Origin of the sequence: Streptomyces sp. NPDC058683, assembly GCF_042716195.1 — a bacterium.
Classification (GTDB): domain Bacteria; phylum Actinomycetota; class Actinomycetes; order Streptomycetales; family Streptomycetaceae; genus Streptomyces.
The window spans coordinates 19,321-42,610 of the sequence record NZ_JBHXSK010000057.1 but is presented as its reverse complement, the minus strand read 5'-3'; the positions used below and the strand labels follow the sequence as shown (position 1 = coordinate 42,610).

20 protein-coding genes are annotated in these 23,290 nt (G+C 73.0%); 10 read left to right on the top strand and 10 right to left on the bottom strand.

The window, feature by feature from the left end:
- Positions 1–37 precede the first annotated feature (37 nt).
- The gene (locus tag ACFWXC_RS43290) at positions 38–1,207 is read right to left on the bottom strand and encodes an acetyl-CoA acetyltransferase (protein WP_384488037.1); all 1,170 of its coding nucleotides are present in this window, start codon (positions 1,205–1,207) and stop codon (positions 38–40) included.
- A gap of 99 nt (positions 1,208–1,306) precedes the next feature.
- Here ACFWXC_RS43290 and ACFWXC_RS43285 point away from each other — a divergent pair, with 99 nt between their 5' ends.
- Positions 1,307–2,491: an acyl-CoA dehydrogenase family protein gene (locus ACFWXC_RS43285; protein ID WP_384488035.1), complete on the top strand. Its 1,185-nt coding sequence runs from the start codon at positions 1,307–1,309 to the stop codon at positions 2,489–2,491.
- On the top strand, positions 2,488–2,952 hold the full coding sequence (locus tag ACFWXC_RS43280) for a nitroreductase/quinone reductase family protein (protein WP_384488033.1): 465 nt from the start codon (positions 2,488–2,490) through the stop codon (positions 2,950–2,952). Before ACFWXC_RS43285 ends, ACFWXC_RS43280 begins: the two co-directional genes overlap by 4 nt.
- Before the next feature lie 46 nt (positions 2,953–2,998).
- Here the strand turns inward: ACFWXC_RS43280 and ACFWXC_RS43275 are convergent, their stop codons facing one another.
- Positions 2,999–3,616: a LysE family translocator gene (locus ACFWXC_RS43275; RefSeq protein ID WP_384488031.1), complete on the bottom strand. Its 618-nt coding sequence runs from the start codon at positions 3,614–3,616 to the stop codon at positions 2,999–3,001.
- Positions 3,617–3,698: 82 nt separating this feature from the next.
- Here ACFWXC_RS43275 and ACFWXC_RS43270 point away from each other — a divergent pair, with 82 nt between their 5' ends.
- The gene (locus tag ACFWXC_RS43270; protein ID WP_384488029.1) at positions 3,699–4,151 is read left to right on the top strand and encodes an Lrp/AsnC family transcriptional regulator; all 453 of its coding nucleotides are present in this window, start codon (positions 3,699–3,701) and stop codon (positions 4,149–4,151) included.
- A 75-nt stretch (positions 4,152–4,226) separates the two neighbouring features.
- Here the strand turns inward: ACFWXC_RS43270 and ACFWXC_RS43265 are convergent, their stop codons facing one another.
- Positions 4,227–4,874 carry a TetR family transcriptional regulator gene (locus ACFWXC_RS43265; RefSeq protein WP_384488027.1) on the bottom strand — a complete coding sequence of 216 codons (648 nt, stop codon included), beginning with the start codon at positions 4,872–4,874 and terminating at the stop codon, positions 4,227–4,229.
- Between the two features lie 156 nt (positions 4,875–5,030).
- On the opposite strand from ACFWXC_RS43265, the gene ACFWXC_RS43260 reads away from it, so the two are divergent.
- On the top strand, positions 5,031–5,753 hold the full coding sequence (locus ACFWXC_RS43260) for a VOC family protein (protein ID WP_384488025.1): 723 nt from the start codon (positions 5,031–5,033) through the stop codon (positions 5,751–5,753).
- A gap of 199 nt (positions 5,754–5,952) precedes the next feature.
- On the top strand, positions 5,953–8,289 hold the full coding sequence (locus ACFWXC_RS43255; protein WP_384488023.1) for a PQQ-binding-like beta-propeller repeat protein: 2,337 nt from the start codon (positions 5,953–5,955) through the stop codon (positions 8,287–8,289).
- A gap of 248 nt (positions 8,290–8,537) precedes the next feature.
- Here the strand turns inward: ACFWXC_RS43255 and ACFWXC_RS43250 are convergent, their stop codons facing one another.
- From ACFWXC_RS43250 to ACFWXC_RS43240, 3 genes are read right to left on the bottom strand one after another with little or no spacing between them, the layout of a single operon-like run.
- Positions 8,538–9,311, bottom strand: a complete 774-nt coding sequence (locus tag ACFWXC_RS43250) for an enoyl-CoA hydratase/isomerase family protein (RefSeq protein WP_384488021.1) — start codon at positions 9,309–9,311, stop codon at positions 8,538–8,540.
- Positions 9,308–9,721 (bottom strand): Zn-ribbon domain-containing OB-fold protein, encoded by a 414-nt coding sequence (locus ACFWXC_RS43245; RefSeq protein WP_384488019.1) that lies wholly within the window; start codon positions 9,719–9,721, stop codon positions 9,308–9,310. Before ACFWXC_RS43245 ends, ACFWXC_RS43250 begins: the two co-directional genes overlap by 4 nt.
- 1 nt (position 9,722) lies before the next feature.
- Complete coding sequence (locus ACFWXC_RS43240; protein ID WP_384488017.1) at positions 9,723–10,877, bottom strand: lipid-transfer protein; 1,155 nt, start codon at positions 10,875–10,877, stop codon at positions 9,723–9,725.
- Positions 10,878–10,998: 121 nt separating this feature from the next.
- On the opposite strand from ACFWXC_RS43240, the gene ACFWXC_RS43235 reads away from it, so the two are divergent.
- Positions 10,999–12,588: a FadD3 family acyl-CoA ligase gene (locus tag ACFWXC_RS43235; protein WP_384488015.1), complete on the top strand. Its 1,590-nt coding sequence runs from the start codon at positions 10,999–11,001 to the stop codon at positions 12,586–12,588.
- A 10-nt stretch (positions 12,589–12,598) separates the two neighbouring features.
- On the opposite strand, the gene ACFWXC_RS43230 is transcribed toward ACFWXC_RS43235, so the two are convergent.
- The 3 genes from ACFWXC_RS43230 to ACFWXC_RS43220 form a co-directional block, all read right to left on the bottom strand.
- Positions 12,599–14,002, bottom strand: coding sequence for an O-antigen ligase family protein (locus tag ACFWXC_RS43230; protein ID WP_384488013.1), 1,404 nt, complete (start codon positions 14,000–14,002; stop codon positions 12,599–12,601).
- A gap of 205 nt (positions 14,003–14,207) precedes the next feature.
- Positions 14,208–14,390, bottom strand: a complete 183-nt coding sequence (locus ACFWXC_RS43225) for a hypothetical protein (RefSeq protein WP_384488011.1) — start codon at positions 14,388–14,390, stop codon at positions 14,208–14,210.
- A gap of 205 nt (positions 14,391–14,595) precedes the next feature.
- Positions 14,596–17,544, bottom strand: a complete 2,949-nt coding sequence (locus tag ACFWXC_RS43220; RefSeq protein WP_384488009.1) for a BTAD domain-containing putative transcriptional regulator — start codon at positions 17,542–17,544, stop codon at positions 14,596–14,598.
- 355 nt (positions 17,545–17,899) lie between these two features.
- On the opposite strand from ACFWXC_RS43220, the gene ACFWXC_RS43215 reads away from it, so the two are divergent.
- Positions 17,900–19,144, top strand: coding sequence for an amidohydrolase family protein (locus ACFWXC_RS43215; protein WP_384488007.1), 1,245 nt, complete (start codon positions 17,900–17,902; stop codon positions 19,142–19,144).
- Between the two features lie 51 nt (positions 19,145–19,195).
- On the opposite strand, the gene ACFWXC_RS43210 is transcribed toward ACFWXC_RS43215, so the two are convergent.
- Complete coding sequence (locus ACFWXC_RS43210) at positions 19,196–20,074, bottom strand: hypothetical protein (RefSeq protein ID WP_384488005.1); 879 nt, start codon at positions 20,072–20,074, stop codon at positions 19,196–19,198.
- 306 nt (positions 20,075–20,380) lie between these two features.
- On the opposite strand from ACFWXC_RS43210, the gene ACFWXC_RS43205 reads away from it, so the two are divergent.
- From ACFWXC_RS43205 to ACFWXC_RS43195, 3 genes are all read left to right on the top strand, one after another.
- On the top strand, positions 20,381–21,286 hold the full coding sequence (locus ACFWXC_RS43205) for an LLM class F420-dependent oxidoreductase (RefSeq protein WP_384488088.1): 906 nt from the start codon (positions 20,381–20,383) through the stop codon (positions 21,284–21,286).
- A 9-nt stretch (positions 21,287–21,295) separates the two neighbouring features.
- On the top strand, positions 21,296–22,066 hold the full coding sequence (locus ACFWXC_RS43200; RefSeq protein WP_384488003.1) for an SDR family NAD(P)-dependent oxidoreductase: 771 nt from the start codon (positions 21,296–21,298) through the stop codon (positions 22,064–22,066).
- Between the two features lie 98 nt (positions 22,067–22,164).
- The gene (locus ACFWXC_RS43195) at positions 22,165–23,283 is read left to right on the top strand and encodes an LLM class flavin-dependent oxidoreductase (RefSeq protein WP_384488001.1); all 1,119 of its coding nucleotides are present in this window, start codon (positions 22,165–22,167) and stop codon (positions 23,281–23,283) included.
- Positions 23,284–23,290: the final 7 nt, after the last annotated feature.

Sequence of the window (23,290 nt, the reverse complement as noted above, 5' to 3'; positions counted from 1 at the left end):
GGCCCCGGCGAAACTCCCGCCCCCTCACGGCCCGGTGTCACCCCCGCCCCAGCACCACCGTCCCCGACGAGCAGAACCAGCCCCCCGTCCCCGAGGCCACCCCCAGCTCCGGCAGCCCCCCGTCCGCCCGCCGCACCTGCCGGTCACCGGCCTCCCCGCGCAGCTGCCGTACCGTCTCCACCAGCAGGAACAGCCCCCGCATGCCCGGGTGCTGGGCCGACAGGCCGCCCCCGTCCGTGTTCACGGGAAGCTCCCCTCCCTCGACCCGCAGCCGCCCCTTCTCCACGAACGCCCCGCCCTCGCCCTTCGCGCAGAAGCCCAGGTCCTCCAGCGTCACCAGCGTCATGTAGGTGAAGGCGTCGTAGATCTCGGCGAAGTCCACCTCCGAGGGCCGTACGCCCGCCCGCCGGAAGGCCAGTTCGCCGCTCACCGCCGCCGGGGACACCGTGAAGTCCGCCCACTCCGACATGGTCGCGTGCGAGAGGCACTCACCTGTGCCAAGGACCCACACCGGCGCGGTACGGCAGTCCCGTACGTACTCCTCGGCCGCCAGCAGCACGGCCGCGCCGCCGTCGGAGCGGATGCAGCAGTGCAGCTTGGTGAAGGGGTCGGCGATCATCGGGCCGGACAGGACCTCGTCGACCGTGACCGGGGTGCGGAACATCGCCTCCGGGTTCAGCGCCGCGTTCGCCCGTGCCTGGACCGCCACCTGTGCCAACTGCTCGATCGTCGTGCCGTGTTCGATCATGTGCCGGCGGGCCGCCATCGCGTACTTGGCGATGAGCGTGTGGCCGTAGGGGACCTCGAACTGGAGCGGGCCCCCGGCGCCGAAGGACAGATTGCCGGTCCTGCGGCCCGCCTTGATGTCGGCGCGGGCCGTCGAGCCGTACACCAGCAGGACCGCGTTGGCATGGCCCGCCGCGATCGCGTCCGCCGCGTGCGCCGCCATGACCTCCCAGGTGGAGCCGCCGACCGAGGTGGAGTCGGCCCAGGTGGGGCGCAGGCCCAGGTACTCGGCCACCTCCACCGGGGCCAGGGTGCCCAGGCCCGCGGAGGCGAAGCCGTCGACCACCTCCCGGCCGAGGCCCGCGTCGGCCAGTGCGCGGCGGGCCGCCTGGGCGTGCAGGGCGTAGGCGGTGGTGTCGTCCACGCGGCCGCAGTCGGACAGGGCCACGCCGACCACGGCGACCTTGCGGGGTCCGGTCATGAATCTGACGGTACATCAGATCCGCTGCACTCCGCCCCTGTGCATCTGCATCCAACACCCCTAGCATGACGGGCCGTCAGATCGTCAGGAGGTCCGGTCATGGACGCCCGCTTCACCGACGAGCAGGACGAGATCCGGCGCGCCCTGCGTGAACTGCTCCACAAGCGCTGCGGGACGGAGGACGTACGGGCCGCCGTCGACAGGCCGGAGGGGCACGATCCCGCCCTGTGGACCGCCCTCGGCGAACAACTCGGCCTGCCCGGACTCGCGCTGCCCGAGGCGTACGGCGGGGCCGGCTGCACCGCCACCGAAGTCGCGCTGGCCGCCGAGGAGTTGGGGCGCGCCCTCGCCCCTTCCCCCTTCCTCGCCACCGCGGTCCTCGCCGCCCCGCTGCTGCTCGCCCTCGGCACCGATGCCCAACGCGCCGAGCTGCTCCCGAGGATCGCCGACGGCGGCCTCACCGCCGCCCTCGCCGTCCCCGGCACCCGGCTCGGCACCGCCCTCGCGCTCACCGGCCCCGGCGGCGGCGACTGGGCCGGCGGCGGACGGGCCGGCGGTGTCCAGGCGCGGCACCGGGGGGACCGGTGGCAGCTGTACGGAGAGGCCGACCAGGTGCTGGACGGGCACAGCGCCGGGCTGCTGCTGGTCCCGGCGCACGCCGGCGGGTACGCCCGCTCGCGGGTCCTGCTCTTCCTGGTGGCGGGGGACGCCGACGGGGTCGTACGGACCCGGCGCACCACCCTCGACCCGACCCGCCCCCAGGCCAGGGTCCAACTGCGCCATGTGGCCGCGGAACCGCTGGGCGACGAGGACACCGACATCCGGCCCGCCCTCGCCGCACTCGGCGACTCCGTGGCCGCGGTGCTCGCGGGCGAGGCCGTGGGGGCCGCGGACCGGGCGCTGGAGCGGACGGTGGAGTACGTGAAGCAGCGGGAGCAGTTCGGGCGGGCGATCGGGTCGTTCCAGGCCGTCAAGCACCGGCTGGCCGATGTGCACGTGGCGGTACGGGCGGCCCGGTCGGCCGCCTACTACGCGGCCTGGGCGACGGCCCGGGGGGAGCCGGCGGGCGCACTGGCCCTCGCCCAGGCGCTGGAGGCGCTGCGGACCGCCGCCGCGGAGGGGATCCAGCTGCACGGCGGGATCGGGTTCACCTGGGAGCACGAGGCGCATCTGTTCTTCAAGCGGGCGGCCGGGGACGAGCTGCTCTTCGGGCCCGTGCACCGGCTGCGCGGGCAGGCCGCCGACGCGGCGGGGCTGTTCGGGGGACAGGGGGTGGCGGTGTGATCGGCGAACGCCTGGTGCGGAAGGCGGCGGCCAGCCGCGGGTTCCTGAAGGTCGCCCCGCATGTGGTCCCGGCCCTGGACCGGGCCGTGCACCGGCTCAGCGGAGGCCGGCTGCTGCTCAGCGCGCAGATGCTGCCCGGGGCGGTCCTGACCTCCACGGGGGCGCGCAGCGGCCTGCCCCGGCGTACGCCGCTCGCGTGCATGCCCCAGGAGGACGGCTGGCTGCTCGTCGGATCCAACTACGGCCGGACCGACCACCCCGCCTGGACCTACAACCTCCTCGGGCATCCCGCCGCCGAGATCAACTGGAAGGGGCGGGACATACCGGTCACCGCCCGGCTGCTGACGGGGGCGGAACGGGCGGCCGCCTGGCGCGAACTCCTGCAGTTCTGGCCGCCGTACGCGACGTACCAGGAGCGGGTGGACCGGGAGCTGCGGGTCTTCCGGCTCACCGCGTCGTAGCGGGTGCCGCGGGTGCCGTGGCGGCTCGCCGGGGCGCGGCGGCCGGTCAGAGCGCGTGCTGGGCCAGCAGCAGGGCGCCGATGCCCAGCATCGCCGCCCCCGAGGTGCGGGTGACCGCCCTGGCCGCCCTCGGGCGCGCCGACAGCAGGCGGCGGGCCAGTGTGCCGACGGCGAGGTAGACGGCCGCGCAGGCCGCCATGTGGAGGGCGCCGAGTACGGCCGTCTGGGCGGCCACCGGGGCATGGTCGCCCTTCGTCACCAGGAACTGGGGGAGCACGGAGAGGTAGAGCAGCAGGCCCTTGGGGTTGAGGCCGCTGATCGCCGCACCCCGCCAGAAGCCCGGCCCCTCCGTCCCGGCCGCCGCCTCTTCCCCCTCCACCGGTACCGCCGGGCGCCGCAGCACGCTCCACCCCAGCCACACCAGATACCCGGCTCCGGCCACCGTCAGGACGGTGAGCAGCGCGGGCGAACTCGCCACCAGCACCGCGAGGCCCGCGACCGCGAGCGCCGTGTGCAGCGCGTACCCGGCGACCAGGCCCGCCACCGCGCGCGGCACCGAGCGGCCGCGCACCCCGGCGGCGATCACGAACGCCCAGTCGGCGCCGGGGACGCACACCAGCAGCAGGTCCACGGCGAGGAAGGAGATCAGGGGTCCGGTGTCCATGGCAGGGACATTAGGCGCGAACAGCCCGAAAGTGTTGTCGAAATTTGCTCACGACCAGCCGTTCCGGGGGAGAATCTTCCCCATGGACGACGTGGACCGGAAAATTCTTGCCGAGCTTCAGCAGGACGGACGGCTGACCGTGACCGAGCTGGCCGGGCGGGTGCGGCTGAGCGTCTCGCCGTGCCACCGGCGGCTGCGCGAGCTGGAGCGGGCGGGGGCGATCAGCGGGTACCGGGCGGTGGTGGACCCGGCGTCCGTGGGGCTGACCTTCGAGGCGCTGGTCTTCGTCTCCATGCGGCAGGAGGACCGGGACACGGTCGCCGACTTCGAGCGTGCGATCGCGGAGATCCCCCATGTGCTGGACGCACAGCGGCTGTTCGGCGAGCCCGACTATCTGCTGCGGGTGGCCACCGCCGACCTCGCCGCCTTCCAGCGGCTCTACGACGAACGGCTGGCGACCCTGCCGGGGGTGCAGCGCCTCACCTCGACCCTGGTGATGAAGCACGTGGTCCGGGACCGCCCGCTGCCGGCGTGACGGAACGGGTAGCGCAACAGGCGGTGGCCCACCTCCGGTGAACCGCCGCCTGCCAGACAGGACCCGGGGCGCGGGTTACTTCGTGGGCTTCTTCCCGGTCACGCCCAGATGCACCAACAGTGCGAGGTTCGGCTTGAGTTCGGCCTGCTTCACGCCCCAGGACTGGAAGCCCTTCTGGTGCGAGGCGACCGCCGCGAGCATCGCGACCAGCGAACCGGCCATGGCGGCCGGGTTCACGTCCTTGTCGACCTTGCCCTTGGACTGCAACTCCTTGATGGAGTCGGTCAGGGAGTTGTTCACCGAGTTGAGGATCTTCATACGGATCTTGTAGAACCGTTTGTCCCCTTCGGCCGCGCCGAGGTCGACCACGCGCAGGATCGCGTCGTTCTTGCGCCAGAACTCCAGGAAACCGTCCACGAGTTCCTGCGCGGTCGCCCAGCCGGCCTTGCCGACCCAGGAGCGCCCTGCCAGCAGCTCGGTCAACTGGCCGCCCTCGGTGGCCATTTGCTCGGCGATCTCCAGGACGGCGCCCTCGACGTCCGGGAAGTACTGGTAGAAGGTCGCGGGCGAAGTACCCGCCTTCCGGGCGACATCGATGACCTTGACGTCCCGGTAAGGGGAGGAGCTGAGCATCTCGCTGAGGCAGTCGAGCAGCTTCTGCCGGGTCGCCTGCCCACGCCGGCCGGCCACGCGGCCGTCGACGGTACGCACTTGTCCTGTCATGCCGTCAGCTTACCGAGGGGTGATCGGAGCGCGATTCGGCCGACTGCAAATGGGGTGCACGGGTGTATGGGGGGTGGGTGACGGGTGCGTGGGGGGTGCCACCCCAGGTGGTGCGGCTGGTCTGCGGGGTCCGAGCCGGACGGTTACTTTGACGACATGGCCGAAAACAGGGCATCCGCATACACAGAGGGCGTCCCGTGCTGGGTGGACGTGCAGCTTCCCGACGTCGAGGCGGGCAAGCGGTTCTACGGCGGGCTCTTCGGGTGGACCTTCGAGGACGCCGGACCGGGGGCCGTGTGGGCCCGGCTGGACGGCGCGGCCGTCGCCAGGCTGGCACGGAAGCGGGACGGCCGGATGCCCACGGTCTGGACGGTGTACTTCGCGACCCCGGACGCCCGGGCCCTCGCCCGGCGGATCCTCGCCGCCGGCGGCCAGATCGTGCACGACCCGGTCCCCGTCCGCGACCTCGGCACCGCCGCCCTGGTCGCCGACCCCCAGGGCGCCGTCTTCGGCCTCTGGCAGGCCGCCGGCCACCCCGGTTTCGGCGTCCGGCACGCCCCCGGCACCTTCGCCTGGGCGCAGCTCTACACCAGCGACACCGACGCGGCCAACACCTTCTACGGCCACCTCTTCGCCGCCGCCCTGTTCGGCGCCGGCGCCGAACCGGACTTCGGTCGCGCCCCCGTCTCCGACGTCTTCTACCCCGGGATGCCGCCGCAGTTCGTCGTCCACTTCCGTACCGGGGACGTGGGGGCCGCGGTCGGGGCCGTGCGGCAGCTGGGCGGCCGGGTCCAGGCGCCGCCCTTCGAGACGTCGTACGGAAAAGTGGCCGTCGTGACCGACAATCAGGGGGCGTCCTTCGCGCTGCTGCAACGCTGAGGCCGGAAACAGACGGCTCTTGGTGGATAAATGTCTCACTTTGTCATGTGACACCCCGATTGGTCGCCGGGTTCGCAACCTGTGCCCGGGCCAGGAAGAATCAGGGTGCGTGCCGCCATGGCGGTGCGGTGGTGAGACGCTGCACGGGGTCGCGTACATATGTGGGTGGACGGGGCCCGTACGGGGAGGTGGCAGGCAAGTGGTGGATCAGCTGACGCAGCACGATCCGCGGCGGATCGGGCCGTTCGAGGTGCTGGGACGGCTGGGGGCCGGCGGCATGGGGCTGGTCTATCTCGCGCGCTCGGCGTCCGGACGGCGCGTGGCGATCAAGACGGTCCGGACCGAACTCGCCGAGGACCAGCTGTTCCGGGTCCGCTTCACCCGCGAGGTGGAGGCGGCCCGCGCGGTCTCCGGCTTCTACACGGCGGCCGTGGTCGACGCCGACCCGCGCGCGGCGGTGCCGTGGCTGGCGACCGCGTACGTTCCCGCGCCCTCGCTCGAAGAGATAGTGAACGACTGCGGGCCGCTCCCGGCCCAGGCGGTCCGCTGGCTCGCGGCGGGCGTCGCGGAGGCGCTCCAGTCGATCCACGGCGCCGGCCTGGTGCACCGGGACCTGAAACCGTCGAACGTCCTCGTCGTGGAGGACGGCCCCCGGGTCATCGACTTCGGCATCGCGTCCGGCGTCTCGAACACCCGTTTGACGATGACGAACGTCGCCGTCGGCACCCCCGCCTACATGTCCCCCGAGCAGGCCAAGGACTCCCGCAGCGTCACCGGCGCCAGCGACGTCTTCTCCCTCGGCTCCATGCTCGTCTTCGCCGCCACCGGCCACCCGCCCTTCCACGGCGCCAACCCGGTCGAGACCGTCTTCATGCTGCTGCGCGAGGGCCCGGACCTCGAAGGCCTCCCGGAGGAACTCCGCCCCCTCATCGAGTCCTGCATGCAGATGGAGGCCGTCGGCCGCCCCAACCCGGCCGACCTCCAGGCCCAGCTGGCCCCCCATCTCTTCGGCTCCGGCTCCGACGACAGCGGTACGGCGTCCGCGTGGCTGCCCGAGAAGGCGGTCGCGCTGATCGAGTCCCGGCGCGGCGGCCGCCCGGCCGTGAAGCCCTCCGCCAACCCGTCCGGCGCCCGCAGCGGCGGCCGGCTCGCCGTCCCCCCGCCGCCCTCCTACGACCCCGTCGTCCCGGTCCCGGTCGGCGCCCCCGACGCCGGCCCGGTCCGGCTGGCCGGCGCCCCGGTGCCGATCGGCCCCGGCCCGCGGGTCGCCGACGCCCGTGCCGCCGCCGTCAAGGCGCCGCCGCCCGAAGCCGGCCTGGTGGCCAACTGGTCCCGGCCGCGCCCCGGCGTCAACGGCGCCGACCCCGCCGTACCGCCCACGCCCGTCCAGCCCCCGGAGACGGCGTCCGGCTGGCGGCCCTGGCGGTTCCGGATGTCCAACGACGTCTGGGGCACCCCGGCCGTCGACGGCGACCTCGTCTACGTCACCTCCTTCGAGGTGCACGCCCTCGACGTCGCCACCGGCCGGCGCCGCTTCAAGACGAGGGACGTCGCCTGGTCCATGGCGGTGGCGGACGGCCGTATCCACGCCTCCGACGGGCCCACCCTGTTCGCCCTGGAGGCCCGCGAGGGCGGCGACCTGTGGCGGCTGTCCACGGACGCCTGGGTGTACGCCCTCAAGGCCGACCGTGGCACCCTCGTCACCGGCACCCGGGGCGGCGGCGTCCAGGCCTGGGAGGCCTCCAACGGGCAGAAACTCTGGGAGCTGTCCGGCGCCCAGACCGACTTCGAGGCCCCCGAGTCCGGGCCCTCCCTGCACGAGGGCACGGTCTTCGTCTGGCAGGACGCCCGCCTGCGCGCGCTGGACGCCCGGACCGGCGACGAGCGATGGTCCTACCCCATCGGCGACGCGGCCTCCTGCGGCGGCGTCCCGGTCCGCCTCACCCACGCCCCCGACGGCTTCGTGTACGCCTCCGCGGGCACCCGCGTCATCGCCCTCGACACGGCGACGGGGCGCGTCCGCTGGCACTTCGAGGCGCCGGCCGTCTTCCTCTCCCCGCCGGCCTTCGTACCCGGCCCCGCGGTCACCGGCGGCGGCATCTACCTCGCGGACTACCTCGGCACCGTGTACGCCCTCGACGCCACCGACGGCCGCGACCGCTGGCGCATCGCGACGGAGGCCCGTGCCTCGATCGAGCCGGTGCTGGTCGCCGCCGGGCACGTGCACGTCGGCAGCGGCAAGGGGCTGTACACCCTGGACGCGGTCACCGGGACGCCCAAGTGGCGCTTCCAGGCGGGCGGGGACGTGGTGGGGACGCCGGTGGTGGCGGAGGGCCGGATCCACTTCGGCTCCAGCGACCATCTCCTCTACACCCTGAAGGCCGACGACGGACGGCTGCGGTGGAAGCTGGCGACCGGTGGGGAGATCACCGGGTCGCCGGTGGTGCGGGACGGGGTGGTGTACGCGTGCAGCAAGGACCGGTGCGTGTATGCCTTGGACGCCGAGAAAGGCACCGGTACGGCACGGACCGCGTGAGCGCCGTGGGGGGCTGGTCGCGCAGTTCCCCGCGCCCCTGAAAGACAAAAGAAGGTCCGCCGGAGCCGCGCCCCTTTAGGGGCGCGGGGAACTGCGCGACCAGCCACGGCGTACCCGCGGTCGTCCGGCGGCGGTACCCGGGACGGCCGTCGCACGGAAGGGTTGTGCACGGCGGCCGTCGCTCGGGGTGGGAGTCGGCTCCCGCAGCGAACGCTACGCCTGACGGCCCACCCCCGCCACGCGGCGACTCAGCGGATACGGGGCGTGGTCCGGGACCGGTTCCCGAACAGCTCGGCCTGCCGGTCGTCCGGCAGGTTCCCCAGCGCGATGAGGTACGGCGCCTGCCCGTACCCCCGCTCCCGCGCCGCCTCCTTCGCCGCCCACAGTGCCCGCACGCTCCCCTGCACGCCCTCGGCCGGATACCCGGCGATCACGGTGGCGCACCGTACGGCCGCCTCCAACGCCGCACCGGCGGGCGTCACTTCGGACACCAGCCCCACCTCGTACGCCCGCCGGGCCGAGACGCGCTCGGCGTTGCCCATGAGCACCAGCCGGGCCACCTCCCCGTACGGCATCCGCTGTGCCATCAGCACCGACTCGTACGCGCTGACCATGCCGTAGGAGGTGTGCGGGTCGAAGAAGGCGGCGGTCTCGTCGGCGATGACGAAGTCCGCCTCGCCGAGGAGGTAGAAGGCGCCCCCGCAGGCCATGCCGGCCACGGCGGCGATCACCGGCTTCCACAGGTCGTTCGTCTTGGGGCCGATCGCGATCAGCGGATCGTCCTGGCTGTACGGCGAGGACGGCTGCGGCACGACCGCGTCCCGGTCGAGTCCGGTGCTGAAGGCGCGCCCGCCGGCGCCGGTGAGGACGACGGCCCGTACGGCGTCGTCGAAGCGCAACGCCTGCCACACGGAAGCGAGTTCGGCGGCGGTCTCCAGGTCGATGGCGTTGAGCTTCTCGGGGCGGTCCAGGGTGACGACGGCGACCCCGGTCTCCTTGTCCGTCTCCAGGCGCAGGCTCACGGCCGCTCCAGGACCCACTGCGGGAGGCCGTCCGCGAACACCGCCTGCACCCGGGCGCCGATCCGGATCCGGTCGGGGGAGAAGGAGTCGAGAGGCGCCCCCGCCGCGCTGACCAGGTTCCCCACCAGGCGGATGCGCGGTGCGTCCGCCAGCTCCACGATCACCACGTTGTACGGCGCCTGGGCCGCGTACTCGGGGAGCAGCGGCGGGTGCGGGACGACGTACGACCAGATCCGGCCCCGGCCGCTCGTCGGCCGCCACTCGCTCGCGAAGGACCGGCAGTGCGGGCAGCACGGGCGGGGCGGGAAGCGGGGCTCGTGGCAGTCGGCGCAGGCCTGGACGCGGAGTTCGCCGAGCGCCGCGTACTCCCAGAAGGGCGCGCCGTCGGTGTCGATGGCCGGTCGCAGCATCTCAGCTCCGGTTGGTGAGGAGGAGGGCGGAGGTCGGCACGCCCTCGCCCGCGGTGACCAGGCAGGTGGCGGCGCCGGGGACCTGGGCGGTACTGGTGCCGCGCAGCTGCTTGACGCCTTCGGTGATGAGGTTGAACCCGTGCACGTAGGCCTCGCTGAGCCCGCCGCCCCCGGTGTTGACGGGCAGCCGCCCGCCGATCTCCAGGGCCCCCTGCTCGGTGAAGGCCCCGCCTTCCCCTCGGCCGCAGAAGCCGTATCCCTCCAGGGAGAGCGGGATCAGCGCGCTGAAGGCGTCGTAGATCTGGGCCACGTCGACGTCCTCCGGGGTGAAGTCGGCGTGTTTCCACAGGTGCCGGGCGGCGGTCCAGGCGGGCCCGGTGAGCGGGTCGTCGTTCCAGTAGTTGACCATGCCGTGGTGCTGGGCGGGGAGGCCCTGGGCGGCGGAGTGGACGTAGACGGGTTTCCGGGCGCAGTCGCGGGCGCGCTCCCTGCTGACCACCACGCACGCCAACGCCCCGTCCGTCTCCAGGCAGTTGTCGAAGAGGCAGAGGGGCTCGCTGATCCAGCGGGAGGTCATGTACATCTCGCGGGTCAGGGGGCGCTCGTACATGATCGCGGCCGGGTTCTGGTTGGCGCGGTTGCGGCAGGCGAGGGCGACGTTGAAGAGGTGGTCGCGGGTGGCGCCGTACTCGTGCATGTAGCGGCGGGTGAGCATGGCTATCTCGTCGGCGGGCCGGAGCAGGCCGAAGGGCCGGGTCCACTGGGCCGGGGTGGGCAGCTGGACGGTGGTGTTGGTCCAGGGGCGGGGTCCGGAGCCGCGCTTCCGTGACCGCCAGGCGACGCCGACCGTGGCCTGCCCGGAGGCGATGGCCGCGGCGAGGTGGGCGACCGTGGCGCAGGAGCCCCCGCCGCCGTACCCCACCTTGCTGAAGAAGGTCAGGTCCCCGAACCCGACGGCCTTGGCCAGCTCCACCTCGTCGGTCTCCTCCATGGTGAAGGAGGCGAGGGCGTCGACCTCGGCGGGGGCGATCCCGGCGTCGTCGAGGGCGGCGAGGACGGCACGGCAGGCGAGGGTCCGCTCGTCCTCGTCGAGCCGTTTGGCGAAAGGGGTCTGTCCGATCCCGACGATGGCGGTGGCGTCCCGGATCCCGGCCATGTGCACACCTCCGCGAGCTGCTGAAGGGCTGCCGACAGTTGCTGCTGACAGTCCGTCAGGCTACAGCTAATCTGACGTACCGTCAGCTATGCGTTCTGTGCTCTCGCCTGGGGAGGCCGTCGTGCGCGGTGACATGGAGTGGGGGACCGTTCCGGGGCTGGTGCGGTCGGCGGCCCGGCGGTACGCGGACGCGGAGGCGGTGGTGGACGGCCGTACCCGCATCACCTACGCCGAGCTGGGCGCCCGGGTGGAACGGGCGGCGGCCGCCTGTATGGCCGCGGGCGTCGAGGTGGGCGACCGGGTGGCCGTCTGGGCGCCCAACTCCCTGGACTGGATCGTCGCGGCGCTGGGCGCGGTCTCGGCGGGCGGGGTGCTGGTCCCGCTGAACACCCGCTTCAAGGGCGCGGAGGCGGCGGACGTGCTGCGGCGCAGCGGGGCCCGTCTGCTGTTCGTGACGGGGACGTTCCTGGGGACGTCGTACGTGGCCTCGCTCAGGCGGGCGGCCGGGGAGGGGGGCTCCCCGGGCCCGCTGCCGGGGCTGCCGCTGCTGCGGGACGTGGTGGTGCTGTCGGAGGACGCGCCGGTGGACTTCCGCACCTGGAAGGACTTCCTGGCGGCCGGGGAGGGCGTGGCGGCCAAAGAGGTCGCCGTCCGCTCGGCCGGGCTGGACGGCGACTCGCTCTCCGACATCGTCTTCACCTCCGGTACGACGGGCCGCCCCAAGGGCGCGGTGATCACGCACGCGCAGACCCTGCGGGCCTACGAGGTGTGGGCCGACCTGGCGGGCCTGCGCACGGACGACCGCTACCTGATCGTGAACCCCTTCTTCCACACGTTCGGCTACAAGGCCGGGGCGATCGCCTGCCTGATGCGGGGCGCGACGATGATCCCGCAGCCGGTGTTCAACGTGGAGACGGTGCTGGCGAACATCGCGGCGGAGCGGGTCTCGGTACTGCCCGGTCCCCCGACCCTCCACCAGTCGCTCCTCGACCACCCGGCACGCGACACCCATGACCTCTCGGCGCTGCGGCTGGTGGTGACCGGAGCGGCGGTCGTGCCCCTGCTCCTCGTCGAGCGCCTGCGCGGCGAACTGGGCGTCGGGACGGTCCTGACGGCGTACGGCCTCTCGGAGGCGAGCGGCATCGTGACGATGTGCCGCCGCGGAGACCCCCCTTCGGTGATCGCGTCGACGTCGGGGCGGGCGATCCCCGGCACGGAGGTACGGGTGGACGCGGCGCCGGGCGAACCGGGCGAGGTACTGGTCCGGGGCTTCAACGTGATGCGCGGCTACTACGAGGACGCGCCCGCGACCGCCGAGACGCTGACGGCGGACGGCTGGCTGCGCACGGGCGACGTCGGCGTCCTGGACGCGGCCGGGAACCTGCGGATCACCGACCGGCTGAAGGACATGTTCATCGTCGGCGGCTTCAACGCCTACCCGGCGGAGATAGAGCAACTGCTGGGCCTGCACCCGGATGTGGCGGACGTGGCGGTGATCGGCGTACCGGACGGGCGGCTGGGCGAGGTCGGCAGGGCGTTCGTGGTGCGCCGCCGCGGCTCGGTGCTGACCGGGGGCGACCTGATCGCCTGGGCGCGCCGGGAGATGGCGAACTACAAGGTGCCGCGGGTGGTGGAGTTCGTGGGCGAACTGCCGCGGAACGCGAGCGGGAAGGTGGTGAAGGGGGAGCTGCGGGGCCGCCGGCCCGCCTAGCCGGGCTTGCCTAGGCCGGCTTCGAGCGGACGGCGACGGGCTGGTGGCCGTGCCGGGGCTGCCGTACCCGGGCCAGCACGATGGTGTCGTCGTCCCTGACACCGGACTCGACGCCGGACTCGACGCCGGGCCGGCGCCGCCGGCCCGCCGGAGCCTCGGCCATGACCACGCCGAGCACCAGCCAGAACAGCATCTCGATCCGGTCCAGGTTGGCCGGGTTGTCCATCATGCTCACCAGGAAGAAGCCGGTCAGCGAGGCGAGTCCGACGGTGCCGACGACCGACTTGGCGCGGGCGGCCCGGGCCGCGGCGGCCCAGGCGACGACGGTCACCGAGGTGATGGCGAGCAGCCCGAGCGGGCCCGTCTCCACCAGCCAGTTCAGCCACAGGTTGTGGGCGTGCACGAAGACCCGGTCGCCGGGTGCCGTGGCGGATATGACCGCGCCCGAGCGGCCCAGGCCGACGCCCGTCGGGTGGTGGACGGCCACTTCGAGCGCGGCCCGCCAGGCCTGGCCGCGTACGCCCAGGGAGTCCCCGGCCCGGGACACGGCCCAGATCCCGGCAGCGGCGGCGAGCAGGGAGGCCGCGCCGATCCCGGCCACCAGCCGCCGCTGGGTGCGGTCGGCGAGCCGGGGCGCCAGCCAGTAGGCGGCGGCCAGCACCAGCAGGCCCGCGGCGCCGGCGACGTAGCCGCCGCGGGAGAAGGTGGTCAGCAGCGCCCCGTAGCCGATGCCGCCCAGCACGATGACCGCCGTACGGGCGGTGCGTTCGCCGGCCGACACGGCGGCGAGCAGGGCGAACGGCAGCAGCAGCACCAGGAAGGCGGCCAGCAGGTTCGGGTTGGCGAAGGTGCCGGTCGCCCGGATCAGCACATCGCCGCCGGTCGCGTCGCAGGCGACGTCGGTGAGCAGCCCGGTGCGGCAGAAGCCGGTCGGGGTGTCGTTCGTGAACTGGGAGAAGGCGCTGGTGCCGGCCGCCGCGAGCCCGGCCAGGGCGAGCAGGCCGACGGCCCGCCAGGACTCGGGCTGGGTACGGCGCAGGCCGACGACCAGGTAGAAGCAGGCGAGGACGGTCAGCAGGCCGCGCAGCGGGGCGGTGGGGTGACCGCCGACGTAGGTCGCGGCCAGCGAGGCGGCCAGCAGCAGCGCGACGGGCAGGTCGAGGCGGGTCCGGAAGTCCGCGAGCCGCGCCCGTGGCCGGCCCGGCACCGGCAGCAGCAGCGCGATCAGCCCGGCGAGCAGGGTGAGCCGCGTCGGGGTCACGATGCCCACGACCGGGTCGTCGGGGAAGAAGTCGGTGGCCGCGTCCAGCAGGACGACGGCGACCGCCCCGAGCGGGACGAACCGCATGAACTTGACGATCGCCGACGACAGTCCGGTTCCCGGCGATGCACTCAGATCGGATGCCGATGCCATGACACCCGAGCGTGGCCCCCGGGTGCGAAACCCGGGTGACCGCCGAGCAAACGTATTCGTGCGACTACGGAGACGGCCCGGGGCCGGGTGGCCGATGGGCGGCTCCGGCCGCCGGGCGGCCCGGACCCGGCCCCGGACACACCTCGGCCGCGGCGGCTCCCCCTCGGCGCCGCCGCGGCCGTTCCCCGTCCGCGGGAAGGTTCGGTCAGGCCGTCTCGCCCGTGGCGTGGATGTTGTCCGTGCCGACCTCCGTGGTGTCGTCGTCCACCTTGAAGGGGTTGGCGGTCTTCAACGGCTCGCTCGTCGCGTGGATGTTGTCCGTGCTGACGGTGGTCTCGTCCTCGACGTCCGTCGCGTGGATGTTGTCGGTGCTGTTGGTGTCGCTCATGTTCGCTGCTCCCCTGACAGTTCGGTGCCCTGACGTAGACCGCCTGTCCGGCGGCTCCCCCGAGCCCGCCGGACAGGCGTCGTGACCGCTCACCGTAGTGCAACGGCCCAGGTCGCCCCGCCTGCCCCCCGACGCGACGGAACGACACCACGAGAGTGCCGGACGGCGATAAACGAACGATGAACGGCCCCCTGGGGGCGCGGAGTCAGGTCACCGTGAGCGGCTGGAGAAGAGCCCGGACCGGGCCGGCCTCGGGGGCGCCCAGCGCCTCGAACAGGTCCAGCGCCTCGCGCCAGCAGACCTGGGCCCGGCCGGGCTGCCCGATGCCGTTCAGCGCGTGCCCGAGCACGACCAGCACGTTGGCCCGCCGCCAGTCGCCGCCGATGCCGCGCAGCACGGTCAGCGCCGCCTCGGCGTTGGCGGCGGCCTGCCCCGGACGCGGCGCGGCCAGGTCGACCTCGGCCAGCCGGAACAGGGACATGCCCTCCCACATGCGCTGGCGGCTGTCCCGGAACACCTCGAGGGCCTCCTGCAGCCGGGCGCTCGCCTCGGTGAGCCCGCCGTGCTTGGTCAGGGCGAGGCCGAGGGCGTAGCGGCCGTTGGCGCCCTTGAGGGCGTGCCCCATGGCGTCGTACATCTGCGTGCCCTGCCGGGCCAGGGTCACCGCGCTCTCGGTCCGCCCGGTGGCCAGGTGGATGCGGGAGAGGTTGCACAGGGCACTGGCCTCGCCCGGGCGGTCGTCGCAGGCTCGGAAGCCCTCGATCGCCCGGTTGAGATGGGCCTCGCCGTCGTCGTGGCGGCTCTGGTAGACCGCGATCACCCCGAGGATGTTGGACGACCAGCAGCTCGTCAGCGGATCGACGGACGCGGTCGTCAGCTCGCGGGCGCGTCCGGCCTCCTCGTCGGCCAGGTCGAACCGGCCGGTGACGCTGTGGGCGTAGGCCAGCGTGATCAGGGCCCGTGCCTCCGCGCGCGGGTCCTCGGCCCGCCGTGCCGCCTCGCGCAGCGTTGCGGCGACTCCGGCGTACTCCTTGGAGTTGGTGCCGGACTCGGCGAGGTCCACGGCGGCCCACAGCACGTCGACCGCGCGGGTGAGGAGTCCCGAGCCCGCGGACTGCCGTACGCAGGCCAGCAGGGACACCGCCTCCGAGTACAGCCAGTCCTGCGCCCGGTGCCGGTCCGCGAAGACCAGCCCGGGGTGGTCGGGCGTGGCCAGGTGGTCCACCAGCCGGTCGCCGGGCCGTTCGAGGGCGTAGACCCCGGCCGCCGTGGCCAGATAGAAGTCCAGGAGCCGGGACATCGCCGCCTCCCTTTCCCTGGGCGGCTGTTCGTCGCGTTCCGCGCAGGCGCGTGCGTAGAGGCGGACCAGGTCGTGGAAGCGGTAGCGGCCGGGGGCCGCCGACTCCAGGAGGGAGGTGTCGACCAGGGCCTCCAGGAGGTCCTCCGTGTCCTCCGCCGGGAGGTCCAGGACCGCCGCGGCCGCCGCCAGCGAGATGTCTGGGCCGTCCGCCAGGCCCAGCAGGCGGAACGCGCGGGCCTGCGCCGGTTCCAGCTGGCCGTAGCCGAGTTCGAACGTCGCCTTCACCGCCAGGTCGCCGGCCTGGAGTTCGTCCAGCCGGCGGCGCTCGTCCGCGAGCTTCGCCGCCAGGACCGAGACCGTCCAGGTGCGGCGGGCCGCCAGCCGGGACGCGGCGATACGGATCGCCAGCGGCAGGAAGCCGCACGCGGCCACCACGTCCAGCGCCGCCTCGCGTTCGGCGGCCACCCGCTCCGCGCCGACGATCCTCGTGAAGAGCTGGAGCGCCTCGTCCGGGGACATCACGTCCAGGTCCACCAGATGCGCCCCGGCCAGGTCGACCATCCGGACCCGGGAGGTGACCAGCGCCGCACAGCCCTCGGTGCCCGGCAGCAGCGGGCGTACCTGGGCCGCGTCCTTCGCGTTGTCCAGCAGCACCAGCACCCGGCGGCCGTCCAGCACCGAGCGGTACAGGGCCGCCCGGTCGTCCAGGGTGTCCGGGATGGCGGAGTCCGGGGTGCCCAGGGCGCGGAGGAAGGAGCCCAGGACCGTCTCCGGTTCCGCCGCCCGGGGTCCCGCCCCTTGCAGGTCGACGTACAACTGGCCGTCCGGGAAGGCCGATCGGGCCTGGTGGGCCACGTGGACGGCCAGCGTGGTCTTGCCCACGCCGCCGATACCGGCCAGCGCCGACACGGCCATCACCCGGCCCTCCGCCGACGCCAGCACCTCGCCCAGCTCGGTGACGCTCCCGGCCCGGCCGGTGAAGTCGGGCACGGTGGCCGGGAGTTGGGCGGGGCGGACCAGGGTGGCCGGGGGATCGGCGGGGGGCGAGGAGGGTTCCGCCAGGGCCGGGTCGGCCCGCAGGATCCGCTGCTGGAGGTCGCGCAGGCCCGGGCGCGGGTCGACGCCCAGCTCCTCGGCGAGCAGGCGGCGGGTGTCCGCGTAGACGGCGAGGGCCTCGGCCTGCCGGCCGCTGCGGTACAGGGCCAGCATCAGCAGCTCGCGCAGCCGCTCCCGGAGCGGGTGGGCCGCCGTCAGCGCGGTCAGCTCCGACACCGCCTCCGCGTGGCAGCCCTGCTCCAGGTCCATGTCCAGACGGGACTCCAGGAGTTGGAGCCGCCACTCGTCCAGGCGGACCCGGTGCGTGTCGGCGTACGGGCCGGGCACGCCGGCCAGTGCCTCGCCGTCCCACCGGGCCAGGGCGAGCCCGAGCAGCTCCCGTGCCCGGCCCAGGTCCCCGCCGCTCCGTGCCTTCTCCGCCTCCGCGGCCAGGTCCTGCACCACCGCCAGGTCCAGGGCGCCCTCGCCGAGGCCGCGCACCGCGTAGCCGCCGGACTCACTGACCAGGACGCCCGGGTCCAGGATCTTCCGCAGCCGGGACGCGTACGTGCGGACCGCCGCCAGCGCCTGCGACGGCGGCTCGGCGCCCCACAGCGCGTCGATCAGCTCGGCCGCGGTCGCCGTGCGGCCCTCGCGCAGCAACAGGGCGGCGAGCAGGGCGCGTTGCTGAGGGGAGCCGGTGTTGAGCGGCTGTCCCTCGCGCCAGGCGCGCACGGGACCGAGCACGCTGAAGCGCAACGCCGCCTCCGCCGAGGAGGAGGGGCGCCGCTGCTCCGGTACCCGCGGTCCACCGTCCATGCCCGTCCCCCTAGACATCCCGATCCACCCCGTCAGTTTGCCTTGTTCACGGGAGCCGCGTCAGCCTGGCGAGACACCGATCACAGGGCGACACACGGTGGTCCACACAGTCTTCACACGGCAGTGGCCTCCGTGAACAGGCCCAGTTCATGACGGAACGTTTCCGCCGGGCGGATCCGCGTCCTCCGCGCCGGAACCCCGCCGTTCTTCCCGCACCACGCGCCGAGCCGGTCCGGCGCTGCGGCCGTCGCTCCCGCGGGCCGGTCCTCCCGGCCCGGCGCACCACCCCCGAGGCCCTGACGAACCGTCATCCCACTAGCTGACGGTACGTCAGATCGGCGCTACCGTGGGCGCCATGGACACCCAGGACGGCACCTTTCCGCTGATCATCTCCGTCGACGACCACACCGTGGAGCCGCCGGACGTCTGGCAGTCCCGCCTCCCGAAGAAGTACCTGGACACCGGGCCGCGCATAGTCCGCGCCCCGCTGAGGGAGATGAGCTTCCTCGGCGGCCGCTTCAAGCCGGTCATGGGCAGGCCCGGCGAGGACGGCCCCATCGGCGACTGGTGGATCTACGAGGACCTGCACCGCCCCCTCACCCGCCTCGACACCGCGGTCGGCTACAGCCGGGACGAGATCAAGCTGGAGGTGATCACCTACGAGCAGATGCGGGCGGGGTCGTACGACATCCCGCAGCGGCTCGCCGACATGGACGTCAACCACGTCCAGTCCGCCCTCTGCTTCCCGACCTTCCCGCGCTTTTGCGGGCAGACCTTCACCGAGGCCAAGGACCGCGAGCTGGCCCTGCTCTGTGTCCGGGCCTACAACGACTGGATGGTGGAGGAGTGGTGCGGCCCGCAGGCCCGGGGCCGTCAGATCCCCCTCGCCCTCATCCCCCTGTGGGACGCCGGACTGGCGGCCGCCGAGGTCCGCCGGAACGCGGCCCGGGGCGTCCGCGCGGTCGCCTTCTCCGAGATCCCCCCGCACCTCGGGCTGCCCTCCGTCCACACCGACGACTGGGACCCCTTCCTCGCCGCCTGCGACGAGACCGGCACGGTCGTCGCCATGCACATCGGCTCCAGCAGCAGGATGCCCTCCACCTCCGCCGACGCCCCGCCGGCCGTCGGCTCCACGATCACCTTCGCCAACTGCTGCTTCTCGATGGTCGACTGGCTGATGAGCGGCAAGTTCGAGCGCTTCCCGAACCTGAAGGTGATGTACGCGGAGGGCCAGATCGGCTGGATCCCCTACATCCTGGAACGCGCCGACGTCGTCTGGGAGGAGAACCGCGCCTGGGGCGGCGTCGCCGACAAGGTCACCCGCCCGCCCTCCGAGCTCTTCGCCGGGCACGTCTACGGCTGCTTCTTCGACGACGCCTTCGGCCTGAAGAACCTCGACGCCATCGGCGTCGGCAACGTCCTCTACGAGACCGACTACCCGCACTCCGACTCCACCTGGCCGAAGTCGCGCGAGGTCGGCGAGGCCCAGATGGGCCACCTCGCCCCGGACGTGGTCGAACGCATCGTCCGCGGCAACGCGATCGAGCTGCTGGGCCTCACGGACGACGGGCTGTGGGCGGGGCAGGCCACGACCCGGTGAGGATCGTCGCGCCGCCCCGCCCGCGGTGCACCGGCCCGGGGCCGCCCGGCGTCAGCCGAGGAACACCGACGAGATCTTGTTGTCGAAGCCGATCGACGCCAGGTCGGCGATGTCGCCCTGGACCACCTTGGACTCGCCCTTGCAGTTCTTCTCCGACCAGATCTTCAGGCTGCCGGAGGCCCGGAGGGAGGAGGCGGAGTCGTCGCGGGCGACGTTCTGGCAGCCGGAGCCGGCCAGACCCTCGGAGGGGTCGCCGAAGTCGGTCTCGTCGGAGAGGATGACGCTGGTCGAGGCGGCCGTACCGGTCCCGGTGCCGCCGGTGCCCCCCTGCTCCTGGGCCCCGGCCTTCTGTCCGTCCGGCGTCACGCCGAACCAGGTGCCGCCCACGCCCTGCCCGTTGGTGTCGCCGGGCTTGAGGTCCTTGCTGAAGCGGTAGACCGGCCAGCCGCCGACGGTCACCTGGAGGTTGCCGTCGGCCCGCTTGACCACGCCGACGTCGGACTTGTCCACCCCGTCGATGAAGATCTTGCCGCCCGGGGCGACGACGACGGGCGGCCAGGTGGTCGCGCACGCGTCGTTGCAGTTGGACTTGGACGGGTTCGCGGTGTCCTTGTCGAAGCGGTAGAGGGTGAAGCCCGCGCCGTTGACGACGACCGGGTTCAGGTCGCCCGCCTTGGGCGCGCTCAGCTGCACCCACTTCTTGGCGGCCGGGGTCGCCGCCGGCTTGCCGGCGCCGGTGGCCCAGTCGCCGGTCTTGGCGGGCGCGTGGTTCTGCTTCGCGGTGCCGCTGTTGAAGCGCAGGCTCTGCAGCGCGGTGCCGACCCCGTCCTTGGCCGCCGAGGCGGCCTCGTCGGTGGCGTTGCAGGCGGTCAGCAGCAGCGACGCGGCGACGGCGGTGGCGGCCAGTGCGGCGATGCGGTTGCGGATCATGTCGGTCTCCCCGTGTCCGGTGCGACCCGGACCCCCCGAGTCGTCGCCAGCCAGTACGAGCCCCGGCCGGGCCGCCCTCACCCGGTGACAGGCCCGGGACATGACCACGACGGCCCCGGGTCAATCGGTCAGAGAGGCGGACATTCTTCACCGGACGATCATCGTCCCCGACTCTTGTCTGACGGGGCGTCAGGCAAGACGATGGCTCCGACAGCTCTGATGTGACGGTCCATCAGATTCGGTCCATCAGGTTCAGGAGGACGTGTGTCCATCCAAGCCCTGCCGGACGGGCGGCCGGCGTACGGGATGCAACTCCCCGTCCAGTCCCAGTCCACCATCTACGCGGAGCCCTGGGAGGCCGCCGCCGGTCCTGCGGACCTGGTGGCGATCGCCCGCGCCGCCGAGCACGCCGGCTTCGCCTACCTCGCCGTCTGCGACCACGTGGCGATCCCGCACCGGCTCGCCCCCGCCATGAGCACCGTCTGGTACGACCCGGTCGCCACCCTCGCCCACCTGGCCGCCGTGACCGAGCGGGTACGCCTGCTCAGCCACGTCGCCGTCGTGGGACTCCGGCATCCCCTCCTGTCCGCCAAGCAGTACGCGACCCTCGACCACCTCTCCGGCGGCCGGCTGATCCTCGGGGTCGGGGCGGGGCATGTGCGGGAGGAGTTCGAGGTGCTGGGGGTGGACTTCGAGCGGCGGGGGGCGGTGCTCGACGAGGCGATCGACGCGTTGCGCGCCGCGCTCGGACCGGATGAGTTCCCTTCCCACCACGGCAAGTTCTACGACTTCGAGGGACTGGGGCAGCGGCCCCGGCCCGCGCAGCAGCGGGTGCCGGTGTGGGTCGGCGGCTCGTCACCGGCCGCGGTACGGCGGGCCGCGCTCAAGGGCGACGGCTGGCTGCCGCAGGGCGACCCGCGGGACCGGCTCCCGGCGCAGATCGCCCGCCTGCGGCGGCTGCGCGAGGAGGCCGGCATCGGGGAGCCGCTGACCGTCGGCGCGATCACCGAACCGCTGTACGTCGGCACACCGGACTGGGCGGTGGGCCGCCGCACCCTCACCGGTGCCCCGGAAGCCCTCGCCGAGTCGCTGCGGGCCTACGGCGCGATGGGCGTGCACCAGATCCAGGTGCGGTTCCGCAGCCGGAGCCGGGCCGAACTCATCGACCAGATCGAGGCGTTCGGGGCCGACGTCGCGCCCCGGCTCACCTGAGGGAGTGGCATGGGCAAGCTGGACGGGCGGGTCGTCATCGTCACCGGGGCGGCGCGCGGACAGGGCGAGCAGGAGGCGCGGCTCTTCGTCGAGGAGGGCGCGCGCGTGGTCGTGGCGGATGTGCTGGACGACCCGGGCGAGGCGCTCGCCAAGGAGATCGGGGCTCGCTACGTCCACCTGGACGTGGGCGTGGAGGAGGAGTGGCAGGCCGCCGTCGCCGCCACGAAGCAGGCGTACGGCCGGCTCGACGGGCTGGTGAACAACGCGGGCATCCTGCGGTTCAACGCGCTCGTGGACACCCCCCTCGACGAGTTCATGCAGGTCGTGCAGGTGAACCAGGTCGGCTGCTTCCTGGGCATGAAGACGGTGGCACCGGAGCTGGCCGACGGCGGGACCATCGTCAACACCGCGTCCTACACCGCGCTCACCGGCATGGCGGCCGTCGGCACCTACGCCGCGACCAAGCACGCGGTGCTCGGGCTCACCCGGGTCGCCGCACTGGAGCTGGCCGGCCGGCGGATACGCGTCAACGCGATCTGCCCCGGGGCCATCGACACCGCGATGTCCAACCCGGCGCGGCTGGACCCCACCGCCGACCCCGAGGAGATGAGCCGGGCCCTGGACGAGCTGTACCGCAAGCTGGTGCCGCTCGGCCGGATCGGACGGGCGGAGGAGGTGGCCCGGCTGGCGCTGTTCCTGACCTCGGACGACTCCTCGTACATCACCGGGCAGCCGTTCGTGATCGACGGGGGCTGGCTGGCCGGGGTCTCGGTAATCTGACGGTTCATCAGCTATTGACGCTGGAAGCGGCCGGTGCGACAGTCGGCCAACGAACGGTATCTGACGGAGCGTCAGGAAATATGGGACGGTGAACCGCCTTGGAATTCGGGCTCTTTGTACAGGGATACGTGGGCAAGCGCGCCGAGACCGACCCGCTCGCCGAGCACAAGGCACTGATGGAGGAGACCGAGTACGTCATCGAGGCGGACAAGTCCGGCTTCAAGTACGCCTGGGCCTCCGAGCACCACTTCCTGGACGAGTACTCGCACCTGTCGGCGAACGACGTCTTCCTGGGGTACCTCGCGCACGCGACCGAGCGCATCCACCTCGGGTCCGGCATCTTCAACCCCCTCGCCCAGGTCAACCACCCGGTGAAGGTCGCCGAGAAGGTCGCCATGCTCGACCATCTCACCGGCAACCGCTTCGAGTTCGGCAGCGGGCGGGGGGCGGGGTCGCACGAGATCCTCGGGTTCATCCCTGGTGTGACCGACATGAACTACACCAAGGAGATCTGGGAGGAGACCATCGCCGAGTTCCCCAAGATGTGGCTCCAGGACGAGTACACCGGCTTCCAGGGCAAGCACTGGCAGCTGCCGCCGCGGAAGGTCCTGCCGAAGCCGTACGGCAAGTCCCACCCGGCGATGTGGTACGCGGCCGGGTCACCGCCGTCGTACGCCATGGCGGCGAAGAAGGGGCTCGGGGTCCTCGGCTTCAGCATCCAGAAGGTCTCCGACATGGAGTGGGTGCTTGAGCAGTACAAGACCGCGATCGTGAACGCGGAGCCGGTGGGTGACTTCGTCAACGACAACGTGATGGTGACGACGACAGCGATCTGCGCGCCCACGCATGACGAAGCGATCCGGATCGCGGCGTCCGGGGGGCTGCACTACCTCCCCTCGCTGGTGTTCCGGTACCACGACACGTTCCCGCGGCCCGAGGGCTTCCCGGTGTGGCCGGAGACGCTGCCGGAGTACACGCCGGAGTTCGTGGAGCTGCTCGTCGAGGAGGAGCTGCTGATCTGCGGCGATCCGGACGAGGTGCTGCGGCAGTGCAAGCGGTGGGAGCAGGCCGGGGCGGACCAGTTGAGCTTCGGGCTGCCGGTGGGGGTGCCGAAGGAGGAGACGCTGCAGACGATTCGGCTGATCGGGGAGCACGTGATTCCGAAGATCGATACGGATCCTGTGCACCGTACCTCGCGGTTCCGTGAGGCTGCCTGAGGTCGTA

What these genes read in the sequence shown, in the direction of transcription:
- ACFWXC_RS43290 (WP_384488037.1), bottom strand. Translation starts at nt 1,207, where the DNA reads ATGACCGGACCCCGCAAGGTCGCCGTGGTCGGCGTGGCCCTGTCCGAC.
- ACFWXC_RS43285 (WP_384488035.1), top strand. Translation starts at nt 1,307, where the DNA reads ATGGACGCCCGCTTCACCGACGAGCAGGACGAGATCCGGCGCGCCCTG.
- ACFWXC_RS43275 (WP_384488031.1), bottom strand. Translation starts at nt 3,616, where the DNA reads ATGGACACCGGACCCCTGATCTCCTTCCTCGCCGTGGACCTGCTGCTG.
- ACFWXC_RS43270 (WP_384488029.1), top strand. Translation starts at nt 3,699, where the DNA reads ATGGACGACGTGGACCGGAAAATTCTTGCCGAGCTTCAGCAGGACGGA.
- ACFWXC_RS43265 (WP_384488027.1), bottom strand. Translation starts at nt 4,874, where the DNA reads ATGACAGGACAAGTGCGTACCGTCGACGGCCGCGTGGCCGGCCGGCGT.
- ACFWXC_RS43260 (WP_384488025.1), top strand. Translation starts at nt 5,031, where the DNA reads ATGGCCGAAAACAGGGCATCCGCATACACAGAGGGCGTCCCGTGCTGG.
- ACFWXC_RS43245 (WP_384488019.1), bottom strand. Translation starts at nt 9,721, where the DNA reads ATGCTGCGACCGGCCATCGACACCGACGGCGCGCCCTTCTGGGAGTAC.
- ACFWXC_RS43240 (WP_384488017.1), bottom strand. Translation starts at nt 10,877, where the DNA reads ATGGCCGGGATCCGGGACGCCACCGCCATCGTCGGGATCGGACAGACC.
- ACFWXC_RS43230 (WP_384488013.1), bottom strand. Translation starts at nt 14,002, where the DNA reads ATGGCATCGGCATCCGATCTGAGTGCATCGCCGGGAACCGGACTGTCG.
- ACFWXC_RS43225 (WP_384488011.1), bottom strand. Translation starts at nt 14,390, where the DNA reads ATGAGCGACACCAACAGCACCGACAACATCCACGCGACGGACGTCGAG.
- ACFWXC_RS43220 (WP_384488009.1), bottom strand. Translation starts at nt 17,544, where the DNA reads ATGGACGGTGGACCGCGGGTACCGGAGCAGCGGCGCCCCTCCTCCTCG.
- ACFWXC_RS43215 (WP_384488007.1), top strand. Translation starts at nt 17,900, where the DNA reads ATGGACACCCAGGACGGCACCTTTCCGCTGATCATCTCCGTCGACGAC.
- ACFWXC_RS43210 (WP_384488005.1), bottom strand. Translation starts at nt 20,074, where the DNA reads ATGATCCGCAACCGCATCGCCGCACTGGCCGCCACCGCCGTCGCCGCG.
- ACFWXC_RS43205 (WP_384488088.1), top strand. Translation starts at nt 20,381, where the DNA reads ATGCAACTCCCCGTCCAGTCCCAGTCCACCATCTACGCGGAGCCCTGG.
- ACFWXC_RS43200 (WP_384488003.1), top strand. Translation starts at nt 21,296, where the DNA reads ATGGGCAAGCTGGACGGGCGGGTCGTCATCGTCACCGGGGCGGCGCGC.